This window comes from Dyadobacter luticola (assembly GCF_005860805.1).
Lineage (GTDB): Bacteria > Bacteroidota > Bacteroidia > Cytophagales > Spirosomataceae > Dyadobacter > Dyadobacter luticola.
Map to the genome: position 1 here is coordinate 32,317 of NZ_VCEJ01000005.1, position 17,204 is coordinate 49,520.

Consider the following 17,204-nt stretch of genomic DNA (forward strand, 5'->3'; position numbering starts at 1 on the left):
ATCAGAAAGTGTTATCCTGTCGTACAAACGAAAAAGACTGCCTCTTTGGATAAAGGCAGTCTTTTCAAAGCATTGAATGTTCCTGATTCTCAGGGATAAATTATTTTGCAAGAGAATTAATCCACGAAGCAATTTTCGCTGCATCGGCTTTGCTCACCTGCGGCATTGGAGGCATCGGAGTTGCGTAATCCGGCCAGTTTTCAGGTTTTGGTGCGTAAATCAGCTCAACGATTTTTTCATTCGAATACTTACGTTTTGCAACATCCTGGTAAGACGGACCTACCACTTTCTTGTCGATGGTATGGCAGGCGAGACACGTGTTTTTTTCCAAAATCGGCTTTACTTCTGCCCAGGTTGGCGTTTTGCCAGCCACCGCAGCAACTGGTTTTCCTTTTCCGTCCGGCGATACGTGCTCTTTGTCAGCAGCAGCATTTCCAGAAGTGGAAGCGGTACCTGTACTTGCAGCACCCGATCTTGTCGTCTTCAACTCCGAGACTTTCAGCTTCTCACCGTCAGGAATGTTGTTCAGGGTATAATAAGCATCGGGGTGAACCAGTGACCAGCTGTTTGAAGCCGCGCGCACACCTTCCAGCTGGATTTTGTGCACATAATATTGCTTCATCTTATCCAGCACGATTCGCACTTTCTTGTTATCATCAGAAACTTTTACACCAGTGATTTTCACATCTTCCAGATTGATCTGCGGGCTGCCGTAAACCGGGTAATGTTTGTAGATATAGCTGCTAACCTTATAAGAATCAAGATTTTCGGCTGATTTGCGGTCCACCGGCATCGTGAATTCAATTTCAAAACCATCCGGCTGTGCCTTTACTGTATACATTTCAAATGGCATTTTGCCATTCCAAACCAGACGCTGCAAGCCCTGGTTGGCATCACCCGCCGAGCCCCAGCCACGGTTGGTTTCACCTACGAACATGGACCCGTCCTTATCAAATGCCATTCTCAAAACACCCGACTGGAATCCGCTGCGGAAACCAATACTAGCGCCCTGGTACTCACCTTTCACTTTTTCCAGAACAATACGCATAATGTTGCTTTGTCCCTGGTCACCCACGAAAACCTGGCCGGTAAATGGTCCGAAATTTCCGTTTGTGTTGTCCAAAATCAACTCCGAAGTCGAAACACCGTGCACACCATAAGGCAACCAAACTGCTGGCAGCTGCACCATATCATACTTCTGTTTCAACTGATATAAAAATTGCGGCTCTTCATTTCTGGTATTTTCAGGCTTGATGGCAGCACCTTTTGCATCTTTTTCCTGGCGGTTATCGCGCTCAGCGAAAAATTGTTTTTCAGTCAGCTTAACCGGTGAATTTGGCAAACCAGCCCATTTCAAACCAGCCGGATGGCCCATGAAGCCACCTTTTTTAACCTGGAAAATACCACCGGTACCCATCCAATCGCCCTGGTTATCGGTATAAAACAATTCACCATTCAACATACTGATACCCGCCGGGGAACGCACACCGGTTGCCCAGGGCTCATACTTGCCATCGTTGGTAATGTGGAAAATCCAGCCACGACCAGGCACGCGGCTTTCGCCTCTCCACCATTCTTCATCACCAAATGCTACGTTACCACTCACGAAAAAGCTACCGTCCGGCGCCAGTTTCGGCCCGAAGGAATATTCGTGGTAGTGACCGGAAAGTGGCCAGGCGTACACCGTTTCGTAAACATCCGCTTTGCCGTCACCATTTTTGTCGACCAGCTTGGTCAGCTCGCCGCGTTGTGCGCAGTACAATGCACCTTCTTTGTAGGCAAGTCCCAGGATTTCGTGCAGGCCCGTCGCAAATTTGCGGAAATATGGCGTGCGGCTGGTCGGGTTATCCACGATCCAGACTTCCCCGCGGCGTGTCGACAGCGCCAGCGAACCATTAGGCATGGTCGTCAAACCACCCACTTCCAGGATAATGCCCTCCGGGATTGGCGGGGTAATGATTTTATAAAAATCTTCTTCTTTCGGCGACTCCTGCGCTCTCAATGTCGTGAGCGTAACCAAAAGGGTGAGTGTTATTTGAATGAATCTTTTCATTATTTATAAAGATATAATGGGGTTAAATCAGAATAGGATGGAATATTTCACTTCGCCGCTTCCTACCGGAACCAGCAATTCCTGCGCACCGTCCGCATTTCTGATCTCGGGTTTAATACTTTTATCAGCGAGCTGGATGTAGTACGATTTATTGTTCACCGCATACAAGCCATCCGAAATTTTCTCGATCGTAGCACCGTCAGCCAGTCTTGCCATCAAACCTTTTGCAGGCTTGTCCACTTTCACAATTCTTTCGAAATACTGGTTATTAACCACTGAAATATAATCCGTTACCGTCGAGCCGAAAGCCTGGTACTGGAATGTCGGTACATCCGTGTCATCCAGTACATAACCTTTTGGACGGTAGCTACTGCCGGTCGTGTCTGTTGCCCATTTCGATTTTCCTTCTGCCTTGCCGAGCAACATATCGTCGCCCAGGAGCGTCACGCTGCCGCGCGGGCGGGAAGATCCGTCGCCGCGATCGTGCCACATTGGAGTCGCATCGAGGAATTCGCCGCGCCATACCTGCAGAATGTTTCCTTTGTCCAGATCATAGGTATAATGCAGGTTGGTAGGGCTGCCCACCGAAACTGCATGCACCACGCGCGTTCTTTTCGCTTTTTCGTCTTTTTTGAAATCCATAAAACTGCGAATGATCGTATTGGTACCCGCATTGATCAGGATCGGATCGGTATTGCCGGAAGCCATCGCCGAGCTTTTGGAATGATAAGCTACCTCGCGGAAACCAGGGCCACTTACCCAAAGACCGAGCACCGGACGCATCCAGCCGTCTCTTTTATTGTTAAAAATTTCAACGGTATGGTCGCCTGCTTTCAGGTTCACTTTTCCCTCACGGATATCGGTATTGCTTTTCCACTGCGCATCGATCACGAATTTTCCGTCCACTTTCAGGTAAGAATTGCCTGATGCCTGCAATTTGAAATTATAATCACCGGCAGTAGGCGCATTGTAGCGGCCGGTATATACATAGGAGTAGTTATTGTTTTCTTTCAAAACTTCCCAGCTCAAACTTTCCGCTTTGCCGGTTTCAGCGGGCGTCAGCTTCGAGAGGTCTTCGGTTTCGGACAAACCACCGTAGTACGTTTTGTAGTTCAGCTCGGATAATGTACCTGGCTTCTGGTCGAAGTTGTTGATCATGATGTTCTTAATCGCCAGCGAACCGTGGTCACCCTGGATACGGATCGGGCCCATTGCTACATCTTCCGAAAGTGCGCCGCGGGTGGGGCCGCTTACTTCCACGTTTTCATGAATGGTAACCCCATTCAAAACGATTGACAGAAAAACGGCATTAGAGATTTTCTTTCCATTTGCGTCGAAGCGGGGAGCCTGGTAAGAGATCTTGATATTTTGCCATAAACCTGGCGCTTTGGCTACATTATAACGTGGCGCATAACCTTCGTAACCTTTTTCACCTTCCGGCTTGGCATCATTCCAGCGTTCGTAGATACCGCCGTTATCATTGTACTTAGCCGTTTTTTTACCCCATGAATCAAATAGCTGTACTTCGTAGTTTCCTTGCAGATAGATTCCCGAGTTAGAACCTTTTGTCAGCATAAAATCCAGCTCAATGTCCAGATCGCCATGTTTGAATTTGGAGATCAGCTCGTAGTCGTTACCATATTTTCCTTTTTCATGGATACACGCCAGGACGCCTTTTCCCGGCGTGGTGATCAATGCGTTTTCTTTGGAAATGTCGGCTGTTGCATTACCTACAATTTTCCAGTTGTCGGATTTGGTAGTGAATGCACTGAGGTCGTTAAGAGGGATCGGCTGCTGGGCGTAGACGGACTGCACAAAAACAGCTGCCATGCCACAAGCGAGTTGCAACAAAGTACTCTTGATTTTAAACATACTTGGATTAAGCTTGGTCGGTTTTACATGTTTGCCGGCGCCGGTAGAACCCTATGACGAGGCGGCGCAAATTACGTGATAAGAATCCACATTTAATTAGATGAGAAACGCATTTGTTAATGCTTTTTAATTAATGTTGCGTTTTGATATTATTTCAATGGTTTATTAGACTAAACAGTAACTTTTCAAAAATGAAAAAATTAATGCTTACCGCGTTCGGCCTGGCGTCTGCCTTTGGAGCTTATGCGCAATTGCAACCTGCCAAGCAAACCCCTGAATCGAGCGAATTATGGAGCCCGGTTCCCCGCGTCGTAACGCCAGGTAAAATCACTCCTGCCCTTTCAGGCTTCACAGCTCCTTCCGATGCGATCGTTTTATTCGACGGTAAAAACCTGGATGCGTGGGTTTCCGGAAAAGACGGAAAATCGGCCGCGCCCTGGACAGTTGCGGACAATGCGATTACCGTAGCACCGAAATCGGGAGACATTCAAACGAAACAAAACTTTGAAAATTACCAGCTGCACATTGAATTTCGTACGCCAGCCAAAGTAGAAGGCAGTAGCCAGGGACGTGGAAACAGCGGTATTTTTATGCAGGGATTGTATGAGTTGCAGGTACTCGACAGCTATAATAATCTGACTTATTCCAACGGACAGGCAGCTTCGATCTACAAACAAACGATGCCGCTGGTGAATGCTTCGGTAGGACCAGGCGAGTGGCAGGTTTATGACGTGGTGTACACGGCGCCGCATTTCAACAAAGACGGACAAATGCTGATCCCGCCATACATTACCGTGATCCACAATGGTGTTTTGGTTCAAAACCACACCATGATCCAGGGAACTACGCCTTATGTTGGTCAGCCGATGATCCAGCCACACGGACCGGGCCCGATCAAATTGCAGGACCACAACAACACGACCAGTTTCAGAAACATCTGGATCCGCGAGTTGTAAGCTTCAAGAGCCGGTTTTTCAGGTATAATAATTTTAAAAGGCTTAAACGGTTTGAAACATCGTTTAAGCCTTTTCTGTTTTCAGGATATACTTTTCTATTCCAAAATTCCCGATAACGAATTATTGTCATGCAGGAGATTGAACCCTATTATAATTGGGAAAAACATTACGTAGCCAGCCACGACGAACGTTCCCCGTTTTTCGGCCGGACTTACAATCTGGATTATTACGAAAACGCGATTTACGGATACTACATTCACCCGCTCTGGGACGAAATCGGCTCGGAGACGCTGTATGTGAAGATTTTATTTGCTGACTACAACAAGCGGTTTGTGATTATTGAAATGTTTGGCGAGTGGAATGATACCCTGCACAATGACATTATGTTTTTCAAACGCCAGGTGATCGATCCGCTTGTGGAGCAGGGGATCAATAAATTCATTTTGCTGGGCGAGAATGTGCTGGATTTTCATGGTGGTGAAGACGACTACTACGCCGAGTGGTTCGACGACATTGAGGACGGGTGGATCGCGGCGGTGAGTTTCCGGGAGCATGTGGAGGAGCAGTGGCAGAAATTCCGGCTCGATTATTATATCAATTTTGGCGGGACGCTGCATCTCAACAATTGGCGTACATTGCAGCCGGAGCCATTTTATGAATTAGTTAAAAATTTGATGATTAGAAGGTTAGAGTGAAGTTGGGTTTGCAACGTTGCCAACTCCTTTGTAGCTTTCGAAATCGTGTATTTCCTTTTTTCGAACCTTAAACCTCATGCCCCATGCCAGAAAATGACCAATTAACTCCCGAGGAATCAAACAAACCATTGGAGCAAAAAACGGAAGAACTGAAAGCCACCACCGCGGAAGCAAAAGACGAAGTAGTGGAAGAAGTGCTCGAAATCAAGGATGAGGCGAAGGAGACAGCAGAAGAAAAATGGGAAACAGCCGATGCAGTGGCCGAGGAAAAACTGGAAGAGGCGGGAGAAACCGCCGATGGTATCAAAACCGAAGCCTACGAAACTTTGGACGACCTGAAAGCCCAGGCAGAGGAAAAAGCAGACGAAACAAAAGACGAAGCCCTTGAAATAGAGGCCAATATCTCCGAAAAAGTGGATGAGCTGGAAGTGGAAGCTGAGGAAAAAGTAGAAGATGTGAAAGCAGCCGCGGAAGATAAGGCAGCAGAAGCAAAGGAAATCGTGGCCAACATTAAAGAGGAAGCAGCTGCCAAAGCAGCGGATGTGCAGGAAGTAGTTACCGACAAAGCGGAGGAAGCGAAGGAAGTTGTTACGGACAAAGCAGAGGAAGCGAAAGAATCTTTTTCTGACAAATTTGAGGACATGAATGAAACGGCTGCCGACAAGTTTGAAGACTTGAAAGTGGCGGCTGCGGATAAATTTGAGGATCTGAAAGAGGACGCAACGGAAGCATTTGAAGAGGCAAAAGTGATCGCCGCGGAAAAAATGGAGGAAGCCAAAATCAAAGCTGCGGAACTGAAAGCGAAAGCTGCGGAGGAATTTGAAGAAGCGAAAGTAAAAGCATCTGAAAAAATTGTCGAGACCCAAACCAAGGCGAAAGGCTTCTGGGCGCGGTTATTCGGGAAGTAAGAGGAAAAATAATGTGGATAATGCCCGGTTTCGTTATGGAGCCGGGCATTGTTGGTTCTTGGAAGGATTAAAAAAAATAGCATTTGGTTACAACTAAAAAGACCTGCTTTTTATCCTGACAAAGTATTTCATTTCATCCTTAACATTCCGTTCATGAAAATCTCTAAATCCGTGCTGCAAAGCGTTGCTGTTGCCGTGGCGCTTACGACACTGGTCTCTACGACAGCCTGTGTCGACAACATTATCAAGCCAAACTCAGAGAAGAAATTGAGGCAAAAAGTGGATCCATGCCCTGGCTGTGGAATGGGTTAATGTGTTTATTCCGAGCAGGATATGTCAGAAATTTACGCTTCCGTAGCCTGCAACCTGGACATTCCGATTTTGCAGGCGTCCCTTCCGCTTTTTGAGGAGGGCAAAATAGAGGGCATTGAATGGTCATTCGATGCCCTTTTTAAATGGCAGGAAATTCCGGGCTGGTTTACCGACCTGGTCCATGAATTCAGCGAAAACAACCGGCTGGTGGGTCACGGGGTGTATTTCTCACTTTTTTCGGGGAAATGGTCGCCCGAGCAGCAGCAGTGGCTGGAAAAGCTGCGGAAGTTATCTGGGGATTTTCATTTTGACCATGTATCGGAACACTTTGGGTTCCTGACCGGTGACGATTTCCACAAAGGCGCGCCCATCGGCATTCCGTTTACCAATTCCACATTAACTATCGGCCGCGACCGGCTTCGCAGAATCCAGGACGCATGTCAATGTCCGGTCGGGCTGGAAAACCTGGCATTTTCATATTCTCTGGAAGAGGTGAAAAGACATGGAGAATTTCTGGATGCGCTGGTGGAGGAAGTGAATGGTTTTATTATTCTCGACCTGCATAACCTTTATTGTCAGAGCCATAATTTCAACATTCCTTTTGACCAAATGATGCGGCTCTACCCGCTGGACAGGGTGCGGGAAATTCATATCTCAGGCGGAAGCTGGGACGATCAGTTGTCAGGTTTTGAGAAAATAGTGAGGCGTGATACGCATGATGAATCGGTGCCTGAGGAAGTTTTTGAATATCTTAAACTGGCGATTCCACAATGCAAAAACCTTAAATATGTAGTTTTAGAGCAGTTGGGCGCGGCTTTGGAAACTTCCGACCAGCAGGAAACATTCAGAAATGACTTCCTGAAAATGCAGGCGATCATTCAGCATCCCGGCACAAAATCCGCTCAATCAGTTTCTGATTTTGTGACAAAGTATTTCTCCCCACTCAGCCCAATTCCACCGGAAGACCCGCATTTGTACCGGCAGCAAAAACAACTTTCGGACATTCTTGAAAATGCTGCAGATAGCTTTGAGGCTTTCAAAATGCTCCAAAATTCAACCTTGGCCAACTCGGACTGGCGTGTCGAAAACTGGGAACCGGTCATGCTTGAAACAGCAATCGCCATTGCGCGGAAATGGAAAAACGGTTTTTAATGTGATAAAAGTGATTGTGAATCAGTAAATTTCAGGGCAGAGAATGGCACAATTTTATAGCCGCCTCAGGTAAGAATCAAAACTTTCATCTAATCACTCCCTGATGTCACAATCTAATTTTTCGATTCCTTACAAACATCCATTCACTCCGGATAACCAATACAAGAAATCAGTTGCCTACTTTTCCATGGAATTCGCCGTCGACCAGGCGTTGAAAATCTATTCCGGCGGCCTCGGCTTCCTCGCCGGCTCGCACATGCGGAGCGTATATGCGCTCAACCAAAACCTTATCGGGATTGGTATGCTCTGGAAATACGGATATTACGATCAGAGCCGGAAACGAGACGGAAGTATGGAGCCCGAGTTCCGTGAAAAAATGTATTCTTTCTTAACGGATACAGGTATACGCTTCCAGGTTCCGATCATGGGACAGGACGTTTGGATTGCGGCTTACTACCTGGCGCCTAATGTCTTCCAGTCTGCGCCACTGTTTTTGCTGACCACCGATACCGATGGAAATGACGAAGAAACGCGTGCGATTTCCTATTCACTCTACGACGCGGATGTATCTTATAAAGTGGCGCAATGTATGGTGCTGGGCATCGGCGGCGCACGACTTTTGGAAGAATTGAAATATGAGCCCGAAGTGTATCATTTCAATGAAGCGCACGCAGTATCGGCGGTTTTCCAGCTTTATAAAAAGTACAAGACGGTAGATGAGGTCAAAAAGCGTGTGGTTTTCACAACGCATACACCGGAGGAAGCTGGAAATGAAAAACATGAAATTCATTTTCTGGAAAATCTGGGCTTTTTCTCGGGACTAAATCTTGAAACAGTACGGAAGATCAGCGGGAATCAGGGCAACATTTTCAATCACTCGCTGGCGGCGCTAAGCCTGAGCCGTAATGCGAATGCGGTTTCCAAATTGCACGGCGAAGTATCGCGGGATATGTGGAAGGCGCACCCAAAGATTGCGCCGATCGGGCATATCACCAATGCACAGAACAATACCTACTGGGTCGACAAGCAGCTCGAAGAAGCGCGTATCAACGCAGATCATGCCAAAATTGCCGCCAGGAAAAAAGAACTGAAAGCAATTCTGTTCAAAACCGTGGCCGATCAATGCGGTAAAATCTTCGATCCGAACGTATTGACGATTGTGTGGGCGCGGCGGTTTGCGGCTTACAAAAGGCCGGATATGCTGGTTTGGGATATGGAAAGGTTCCGCAAAATGATGGATAACAAGGACCAGCCTGTGCAGGTGATCTGGGCCGGTAAGCCTTACCCAAAAGACGAAGGCGCGATCAACACATTCAACCATTTATTCTACCTGAGCCACCTGTTTCCCAATATGGCGGTACTGACCGGCTACGAACTGGGACTTTCCAAGTTACTGAAAGATGGTTCGGATATCTGGCTCAACACCCCGGTTGTAACCCGTGAAGCCTCCGGCACCAGCGGGATGACGGCCGCGATGAATGCTTCTCTCAACTTGTCAACTTACGACGGCTGGATTTGCGAATTTGCCAAAGACGACGAAAACTCCTTCATTTTGCCAGTTGCGAAAAGTGGCGACATCAATAAGGAAGATTGCGACAACCTGAATGATAAGCTGGAAAAATCCGTAATCCCGACTTACTACGCCGACCAGGAGAAATGGCAAAGCATGGTACTGGCCAGCATGAACGACGTCAATGTAGACTTCAACTCCGACCGTATGGCGCGGGAGTATTATGAAAAATTGTATTAAACGCCCATTTGCCCAGCCAGGATCGCGATTCCCTCTGTGAAACTGCGCGGCTCGTATCCCAGGATTTGTTTCGATTTTGTAAGGTCGAAGCCAGTCCTGGGAGGACGGCGGGCGGGTTGGGTGAATGCCGAGGCGTCGGTAGGGGAGATAAGCGAGGCATCCAGGTTGAAATAAGCTGCGGCCATCAGTGCCATTTCGTGGGGCGTCAGAAAATCCTTCCCCGAAATATGGAAAACGCCTTTTGTTCTTTTTTGCGCAATTAAAAAACAGCCTATCGCCAGGTCTTCTGCCAATGTGGGTGTCCTGAACTGATCCGTCACAACCTTAATCGCCCGGCCTTCTTCCAGTGATTTTTTAACCCACAGCACAATGTTACTTCGGCTCATATCATGCGCGATGCCGTAAACCAGTACGGTTCTCGTGATAGCCCAATCAAGGCCCGAGTTGATTACGGCTTTTTCAGCAGCATATTTACTCCAACCGTAAAAACTGATTGGATTCGGCTCGTCTTCCTCGCAGTAAGGCCCTGAGGTTCCGTCGAATATAAAATCGGTAGAGAGATGTTGCAGAAACACATCATACTTTTTGCAAGCCGCGATGAGGTATTCCACTGCCGTCACATTTAATTTCCAGCAGGCTTCTTTTTCCAGTTCACATTGGTCCACATTGGTCATCGCTGCGGTGTGAATGATCACGTCCGGGCGAATCCCGTCGATCACTTCATCCACATTCTGCGCGTTAGTAATGTCCATTTGCAGGTACTGGTAACCCTCCTGAACCGGCAGGCGGTTTTCGCCGACTGCGGTGGCAATCGTCTCAATGTCAGGTTGCTGAATGAGCAGTTCTACCAGTTTTTGGCCGAGCAGACCATTTGAACCGGTGATGAGTATGCGTTGCTTTTTCAAGAATGCTAAGCTGCGTAGTTCCAGCCGTATTTTTTTGTGATCTTTTTCTTCTTCATCTTTTTGACCGAAACCTTCATAGGCACATTCTTCTCGGGACGGTCTTTTGCGTCTTTTTCAACAGAATTGATCTTGTCGATCACCTCCATGCCATCGATCAGCTGACCGAAAACGGTGTAGGAACCATCCAAATGCGGTGTTCCGCCAATTGTTTCATATACTTTTTTCTGGTCTTCGGTCAGTTTTCTGGCGGCGCGGGCTTCTTGTTTTGCGAGCTCGTTTTTGCTCCATTTTCTGCCTTCAACTATGTAAAACTGGCATCCGCTGGATTCTTTGGCCGGATTGTTGTCACGCGCCGCAGCCAGTGCACCTTTTTGATGATATAACTTTGGGCTGATTTCTGCGGGTATTTTATAACCATTTTCACCATTACCGACACGGTCGCCGGGCTTGGCGTTTTTGGAAGTAGGATCGCCGCCCTGGATCATGAAATCGTCGATTACCCGGTGGAAAAGTGTGCCGTCGTAAAATTTCTCGTCGGCCAGTTTGAGGAAGTTGGCCTTGTGCTTGGGCGTTTCATCGAAGAGGATGAAGCGCATGGTGCCTAAGTCAGTCTTGATGGTCACTACCTCATCTTTCTTAGATTTCTTTTGGGCAAAAACACTGACTGAAATCAGGCAAAAGATACTTAGGAGAATCGTTTTTTTGTTTTTCATAGATTTTAATTTGCTGCTAATGCGGTTTTATCGGCAGGGAAAAACTGGAATTTCAGCCCGAAATCCTTGCCTTTGGAAACATCTTCCATATTGACTTTCACAGATTTATTATTCCAGGAGATCTTGTTCGCCTCCTCCTTGGGTGCGCCATAACTGTCAGTAAAATGCTTTTTCCCCGCATTCCAAAGCTGTTTGGTAGCATCAGTGCTGTTCAGGTACACATCGACGGTGATTTTGTTGACCTTTTTATCAGGAGTAAAAAAATACTGAATGTCAATGGTTTCCAGCTGCGTAGTTTCCGAAGTATAACCCAAATGGTCGGCGGTTTCTTCGAACATATCAAATGTTTCGGCCGCCTTGACCTTGCTCACAGGGTCGCCGAAAGAGACGCCGCGGATGATGGTACCTTCATTTGGCTCGCCGATGATCTTGGTCAGCAAAGCCGATTGGTTACTGTTGAGATCGTTGGTAGCGGGCGGGACTGTCACCACTGAGTCGGGCGACTTTTCGGTTTTTTCGTTGGTCTTCGTGTCGCAGCTCACCACGGCGAGCATGATCAAAAGAGCGGAGGTCCACTTATAAAATCCGTTCATGCGGGTAAAATGATGTTCGTTCAGTCAGGTAGCGTATTTGATAAAATAGTCATGCCGCCGCAGGGACGAAAAGCAGACATAATGCAATTTAAGAATATTTCCAGGGTTTGAAAATGATCAGAATTCACGCGCAATGTTAAAAAAGAACCGGCCTTCGCGGTTTCCGTTGAGCGTCAGATTGAACCGCGCCACGATATTATAAAAGGTGACAACGTCGAGGCCGGCGCCCGCACCGTACAGCATGGAGTTGCCAAGCCTGGTGCTGCTGAATTCGGGATAATGATTTCTGACGTACCCGGCATCCGCGAACGAATTGATATAAACGGCCAGCGGCACCGTGCTGAATTGCCTGATCGGGATAAATGAAAATGTTTTTTGCAGGGAAAAAAGTTTGTACTTCAACTCATTCTTGATCAGCCCGTAATCCTGCCCGTCGACCACGTAAAGTTCGTAGCCGCGTACCAGATCATTGCGGTAGCCGAGGCCGATGGTTTGCAGGTACGGTTGTCTTTTTGGAAAAGAAATCCTGCCGCGCACGCCGGTGTTGAAAAACCACTTTTTACCCAGCGGGATGAATTTCCGGTATAGCCCATAAAAGTACATGGTCTGCACATCGTCCGATGGCAAAAGGCCGATCTTGGAAGCCTGCAAACCGAATGTCTGCCCGCTCAGCGCATATTGCACATTGTCCCGGCGGTCGTAGCTGAATGAGTAGGTCAGCTGAAAATATTTCTGGATTTTGTTTCCGTTTAATAAATAATTGGGGTTCAGCGCGGCAATCGTGTCCGAAATTTTGCTGTAACTATACCTCAGATCGGCGGTGTGAAAGGTGTAGAATTTGTTGCGGCGGGTGAGGCTGACATACGTGATAGACCGCCGCCGGTTAATGTCCTCGCTGCTCAGGTATTGCAGCTTGTCATGCCAGGTGCGGAATGCCGTTGTTTTATTAATAGAATACGATGTGCCGACGGTCAGCCCGGTTTTTTTGGCTTTATCCAGATAAGGTAATGTATAGGCGATCTCAAATTTTGGAATAAAACCAAATTCCGCCACGAGCCGCAGCTTGTCCGCCCGCCCCGTGACATTGCCATAACTCATATAAACCCCGTAAACCGTCCGCGACAGATCGCGTTTGCGCTCGTACCACCATTCATTAAAATTGCGGTCGGCGAGCTGGAAAACCGGCATCACAATGAGGTACCAGCGCTCTTTGACCAAAATCCGGACATCGGTATGCACGGAATCTTCGCTGGCCTGGGTCAGGAGATCGACAGTGATAAAAAGATTGGTGTTGACAACTTTGCGGCGGTCCAGTTCCAGTTGTTCCTTAAATGCTTCCTGGCTCAATGTGTCGCCGGGCCTGATCGCCATTTCGCGGAGGATAATGCCCGAGCGGGTTTTATGGTTACCTTCCACTTTAATTTCTCCCACCAGGATACGTCCCGCTGAGTCAGTGACGACCGTCTGGCAGCAGGCATATCCTGCGATTGTCAGGAAAAAGAGCAGAAAGTAGATCTTTTTATAGCATTTCATTTTTGGGAAACTTCATTCTTACAGCAAGGCCCCACCGAAGCCCCGTATCGAAACGATTTTTTCACGGAAGATGGTGAAAATAAAAAACATTTATAAGCCGATAGCCCTTTAATCTGCAACCAAAGTATCCTGTACAGACTAAACCAAACTAATTATATGTCACTTTCCCGGGCTGAAAAATTGATCAACAAGCTGATCAGCAACAAACTCTCGGGGGATGAACTGTCTGAGCTGCTGGCAGGCATTACCAATGAAAAGGAGCAGCAAGAGTACTCCGATGCTTTGGAGATCTATTTTAACAAATTGTTAAAAGAAAACAACTCCAATGGCGAATCCCCCCAGGGGAAGGGCGATTTATAAGCAAGCATTAACCCGTTTATCTACTAATTATGAATCTAGTTTCTACGTTTCAAAAATCCTTCCTCCGCACCTTGCTCACCGTTTTTGCGGCGGCGGCTTTTACCTCGTTTGCGCAGGCGCAGTCGATGGTGAAGGGAAAGGTGACTTCCAAAGAAGACGGTTCCGCCATGCCTGGTGTGAACATTCTTATCAAGGGCACGCAATCGGGAACTACGACCAACGCAGCAGGGGAGTATTCCCTGGAAGCCGGTACCGGAAACCCTACACTGGTGTTTTCTTTCGTAGGCTACGACCAGCTGGAAGAGCCGGTCAATGGCAGAAGTGTGATCGATGTGGTGATCAGCCCGAGCGCTGAAAATTTGAAAGAGGTGGTGGTAACTGCCCTGGGTATCAGCCGCGATAAAAGATCGCTGGCTTACTCGGTAAGTGATGTAAAAGGTGAAGACATTGTAAAAGGCGGTAACCCGAACCTCATGAAAGCCCTGGACGGAAAAGTGAGCGGCGTGAACCTGACCAGCCTCAGCAGCGACCCTACTTCTTCGGTTTTGGTCAACATCCGCGGTACCACGGCCATGCCCACAACCGGCGATGGCGGGGCTAACGTTTCTGTAAAAGGCCAACCTTTATATGTGATCGACGGTATTCCGGTGGGTACACAAACATTCACTGCGAAAGACGGTGTCGATTTCGGTAACATTCTTTCCCAGCTCAATCCGAATGACATTGCGTCGATCACAATCCTGAAAGGCGGCAGCGCGGGTGCATTATACGGTGCGGAGGGTGGAAATGGTGTGGTAATGATCACGACCAAAACGGGTAAAGGTGGTAAAAAAGGTTTGGGCGTATCCTTCTCGACCATGGCTACTGCTGAAAAGCCTTACCAGTTTATCGAAAGCCAGATGGAATTCGGGCAGGGCGAGCGCGCCTACGAGTGGCAGTATGATAATACCGATACCTGGGGTCCAAAACTGGACGGCACTTTTAAGTCGGATTACTGGGATATCAAATCCAAAAGCTGGAAAAACGGCCCAATGGTTTCTTCCAACGAAAACCGTGTGAAAGCTTACCTGCAAACCGGGACCACATTTACCAATAACATTGGCGTGACGGGTAATTATGACAAAGGTTCTTTCAGATTGTCTTTGTCCAACATGACCAATAAAGGGGTGATGCCCAACACTAAGACGCAGCAGAAGTCGGTCAACTTCAACTCGCAGTATAACATTACCAACCGGCTGACCGTCTCGATCAATGCGAGCTACATTAATACGTACAACCCGAATAAAGCCAACTCGACCGGTAGCAACAGTGTGCTGAACAGTTTGCTGTTCAACATGCCGAGCAACTTACAGCCTTTGGGCGATATGAAAAGCTACTGGCTCGACGGTTTCGAAGGTGTAAAGCAAAATGGCGCGATCATGAAGGACAATGGGGTCGATGTTGCTGAAAACAACCCCTGGTGGACCACTTATGAGAAAATCCACCGCTTCGGCCGCGACAATTATTTTGGTAAAATCCAGCTCAACTGGCAGTTCACGGATCATCTGTCGCTTTTGCTGCGGACGGGTATGGAGAATGTGAAGGAAACTTACGAGCTCCGCAAATCTTGGGGTGAAAAAGGTGATCCTTTCGGACAATATGTATCCGGAAACAATAGCAGCGTGGAAGCCAATACGGATGCGATATTGACCTATAATAAAAACTTTGGCAAACTTTCGCTGACCGTGGCGGGTGGTGGAAACTACCGGTTTACCAACCAGAGCAGCCAGGAAATCACCGGTAACGACCTGAACTCGCCTTCGCTTTTCAACCTGGCAAACATTAAGGCGGGTACTATGACGGTGGCAGGTAATCCTTTCATGACGGGTAAGTCGCTGAGCGCCTATGGAACCGCGACGATCGGCTGGGATGATATGTTGTACCTGGATGTCACCGGACGTAATGACTGGAAAGGTATCCTGGCGGAAGAAAAAATACATTATTTCTATCCTTCGGCTTCTCTGAGCTGGCTGGCTTCGGAAACATTCAAGCTGCCTGAAACATTTAACCTGCTGAAATTCAGGTTGGGATTGGCAGATGTGGGTAACGGTCTGACGAGAAGAAGATCCATTGATACCTACACGTATGACGCTAATCCCTGGGGCTCGATCAATACCGTGAACTTGAATGCAAGTATCGTGGATCCGAACCTGAAAGCACAACATTCGATCACGCAGGAAGCCGGGGTGGATGTATGGCTGCTGCGCAACCGTGTGAAGTTTGATTTGACCTATTTTGTCAAAACCCAGAAAGACCAGATCGACAACATTCCGCTCGTACAGGGAACCGGATATTCCGGCTTACTGACCAATATCGGGGATGTACGCAGCAAAGGTTACGAGTGGGGATTGACTATCTCGCCCTTCAAAACCAAGGATTTCTCGTGGGATATCTTCGCCAGCTTTACACATTACAAAGCAACGATCACCAGGTTATCAGACAGCTTTGCACCGAACGGATATGTTTTCGCAAACTATGATGGCAAGACCAAAGTGAAGATCGCGAAAGGCGAGACCATCGGTAACATTTACGAAGAGAACCCGGTGATCCGGGTAAAATCGGGACAATATGCGGGTATGGCGCTGCTGGATGGAGAGCAGGGTAAAATCCAGCAATCATCAGACGAAAGAGACCGCGGTAAGCTGGGTAACTATAATCCGGATTTTATTCTCGGCCTGAACACCACATTGCGCTACAAACAGTTCACGCTGACCATGGTAGGTAGCCTGAGAAAGGGTGGTAAATATGTCTCTGTCAATCAGCAATATCTGGAATCGAATGGTCGCGCAGTGACTACGTTGGGTGCGGGCGAAAACAATCCTTACTGGGTGGGCGGTCGCGACGCGGAGCATGGCGGTCTGGTTTGGCCGGCGGCAGGTTCCAGCCAGTACGAAGCGATCAATGCGAATAACGATGACAAACGTTCTGATTTCCAGGATGCGAGCTACGTAAAAGGGGTTTTCCTGAACCCAGCTTACGAAGGCGATCCGGCGGATGCGAAAGATTCGGACTACATTGTAAATGGTGCTGACCCGAAAAATACCTTCTACGATTTCCCTTACAATGGTTACGGCGACATCATCTGGAACTTCGCTTCTACCCGTACTTACGATGCTACCAACTTCAAAATGAGGGAAGTATCGCTGGCCTTCACCTTGCCTACGGCATTGACCAGACAATACAAACTGAACAATGTAACATTGGCCTTGGTGGGCAGAAACCTGTTCCAGTGGAACAAGTCGGGCCGCCATGAAGATCCGGAATCGGCATTTTCGGGTGTGGGTGCCAGCCAGGGTATCCTGCGCGCTACTTTGCCAAGCATTCGCTCTTACGGCTTCAAACTGTCCCTTGATTTTTAATAAC

Annotated in this window: 14 protein-coding genes; 8 read left to right on the forward strand and 6 right to left on the reverse strand. The window is 47.9% G+C overall.

The window, feature by feature from the left end; genetic code table 11:
• Positions 1-100: 100 nt before the first annotated feature.
• Together FEN17_RS19250 and FEN17_RS19255 are read right to left on the reverse strand one after the other, a co-directional pair.
• Positions 101-2,053: a c-type cytochrome gene (locus tag FEN17_RS19250; protein WP_138367030.1), complete on the reverse strand. Its 1,953-nt coding sequence runs from the start codon at positions 2,051-2,053 to the stop codon at positions 101-103.
• 27 nt (positions 2,054-2,080) lie between these two features.
• A complete protein-coding gene (locus FEN17_RS19255; protein ID WP_229208896.1) occupies positions 2,081-3,883 on the reverse strand; it encodes a 3-keto-alpha-glucoside-1,2-lyase-like domain-containing protein in 1,803 nt (600 codons plus the stop codon).
• A gap of 233 nt (positions 3,884-4,116) precedes the next feature.
• Here FEN17_RS19255 and FEN17_RS19260 point away from each other — a divergent pair, with 233 nt between their 5' ends.
• The 6 genes from FEN17_RS19260 to glgP all read left to right on the forward strand — a co-directional run bounded on the left by FEN17_RS19260 (position 4,117) and on the right by glgP (position 9,698).
• Positions 4,117-4,881, forward strand: coding sequence for a 3-keto-disaccharide hydrolase (locus FEN17_RS19260; protein ID WP_138367031.1), 765 nt, complete (start codon positions 4,117-4,119; stop codon positions 4,879-4,881).
• Between the two features lie 128 nt (positions 4,882-5,009).
• Complete coding sequence (locus tag FEN17_RS19265; RefSeq protein WP_138367032.1) at positions 5,010-5,576, forward strand: hypothetical protein; 567 nt, start codon at positions 5,010-5,012, stop codon at positions 5,574-5,576.
• Positions 5,577-5,659: 83 nt separating this feature from the next.
• Positions 5,660-6,484: a hypothetical protein gene (locus FEN17_RS19270; protein WP_138367033.1), complete on the forward strand. Its 825-nt coding sequence runs from the start codon at positions 5,660-5,662 to the stop codon at positions 6,482-6,484.
• A gap of 153 nt (positions 6,485-6,637) precedes the next feature.
• The gene (locus FEN17_RS28050) at positions 6,638-6,796 is read left to right on the forward strand and encodes a chryseobasin-related MNIO class RiPP peptide (RefSeq protein ID WP_445438708.1); all 159 of its coding nucleotides are present in this window, start codon (positions 6,638-6,640) and stop codon (positions 6,794-6,796) included.
• A gap of 21 nt (positions 6,797-6,817) precedes the next feature.
• Positions 6,818-7,948, forward strand: coding sequence for a multinuclear nonheme iron-dependent oxidase (locus tag FEN17_RS19275; protein WP_138367034.1), 1,131 nt, complete (start codon positions 6,818-6,820; stop codon positions 7,946-7,948).
• 103 nt (positions 7,949-8,051) lie between these two features.
• Entirely contained in the window at positions 8,052-9,698 is a 1,647-nt protein-coding gene (gene glgP / locus FEN17_RS19280; RefSeq protein ID WP_138367035.1) for an alpha-glucan family phosphorylase, read from the forward strand.
• Here the strand turns inward: glgP and FEN17_RS19285 are convergent.
• From FEN17_RS19285 to FEN17_RS19300, 4 genes are all read right to left on the reverse strand, one after another.
• On the reverse strand, positions 9,695-10,603 hold the full coding sequence (locus FEN17_RS19285) for an SDR family oxidoreductase (RefSeq protein WP_138367036.1): 909 nt from the start codon (positions 10,601-10,603) through the stop codon (positions 9,695-9,697). The genes glgP and FEN17_RS19285 overlap by 4 nt on opposite strands.
• Positions 10,604-10,608: 5 nt before the next feature.
• Entirely contained in the window at positions 10,609-11,316 is a 708-nt protein-coding gene (locus FEN17_RS19290) for a peptidylprolyl isomerase (protein WP_138367037.1), read from the reverse strand.
• Positions 11,317-11,321: 5 nt separating this feature from the next.
• The gene (locus FEN17_RS19295; protein ID WP_138367038.1) at positions 11,322-11,909 is read right to left on the reverse strand and encodes a hypothetical protein; all 588 of its coding nucleotides are present in this window, start codon (positions 11,907-11,909) and stop codon (positions 11,322-11,324) included.
• Positions 11,910-12,026: 117 nt separating this feature from the next.
• Entirely contained in the window at positions 12,027-13,442 is a 1,416-nt protein-coding gene (locus FEN17_RS19300; protein WP_138367039.1) for a BamA/TamA family outer membrane protein, read from the reverse strand.
• 156 nt (positions 13,443-13,598) lie between these two features.
• On the opposite strand from FEN17_RS19300, the gene FEN17_RS19305 reads away from it, so the two are divergent.
• Positions 13,599-13,802, forward strand: coding sequence for a hypothetical protein (locus FEN17_RS19305; protein ID WP_138367040.1), 204 nt, complete (start codon positions 13,599-13,601; stop codon positions 13,800-13,802).
• A gap of 29 nt (positions 13,803-13,831) precedes the next feature.
• Entirely contained in the window at positions 13,832-17,200 is a 3,369-nt protein-coding gene (locus FEN17_RS19310) for a SusC/RagA family TonB-linked outer membrane protein (RefSeq protein WP_138367041.1), read from the forward strand.
• The last annotated feature ends 4 nt before the right edge of the window (positions 17,201-17,204 follow it).

Coding starts and splice junctions, on each gene's coding strand:
- FEN17_RS19250 (WP_138367030.1), bottom strand. CDS start 2,053: ATGAAAAGATTCATTCAAATAACACTCACCCTTTTGGTTACGCTCACG.
- FEN17_RS19270 (WP_138367033.1), top strand. CDS start 5,660: ATGCCAGAAAATGACCAATTAACTCCCGAGGAATCAAACAAACCATTG.
- FEN17_RS28050 (WP_445438708.1), top strand. CDS start 6,638: ATGAAAATCTCTAAATCCGTGCTGCAAAGCGTTGCTGTTGCCGTGGCG.
- FEN17_RS19290 (WP_138367037.1), bottom strand. CDS start 11,316: ATGAAAAACAAAAAAACGATTCTCCTAAGTATCTTTTGCCTGATTTCA.
- FEN17_RS19265 (WP_138367032.1), top strand. CDS start 5,010: ATGCAGGAGATTGAACCCTATTATAATTGGGAAAAACATTACGTAGCC.
- FEN17_RS19275 (WP_138367034.1), top strand. CDS start 6,818: ATGTCAGAAATTTACGCTTCCGTAGCCTGCAACCTGGACATTCCGATT.
- FEN17_RS19300 (WP_138367039.1), bottom strand. CDS start 13,442: ATGAAATGCTATAAAAAGATCTACTTTCTGCTCTTTTTCCTGACAATC.
- FEN17_RS19260 (WP_138367031.1), top strand. CDS start 4,117: ATGAAAAAATTAATGCTTACCGCGTTCGGCCTGGCGTCTGCCTTTGGA.
- FEN17_RS19295 (WP_138367038.1), bottom strand. CDS start 11,909: ATGAACGGATTTTATAAGTGGACCTCCGCTCTTTTGATCATGCTCGCC.
- glgP (WP_138367035.1), top strand. CDS start 8,052: ATGTCACAATCTAATTTTTCGATTCCTTACAAACATCCATTCACTCCG.
- FEN17_RS19305 (WP_138367040.1), top strand. CDS start 13,599: ATGTCACTTTCCCGGGCTGAAAAATTGATCAACAAGCTGATCAGCAAC.
- FEN17_RS19255 (WP_229208896.1), bottom strand. CDS start 3,883: ATGGCAGCTGTTTTTGTGCAGTCCGTCTACGCCCAGCAGCCGATCCCT.
- FEN17_RS19310 (WP_138367041.1), top strand. CDS start 13,832: ATGAATCTAGTTTCTACGTTTCAAAAATCCTTCCTCCGCACCTTGCTC.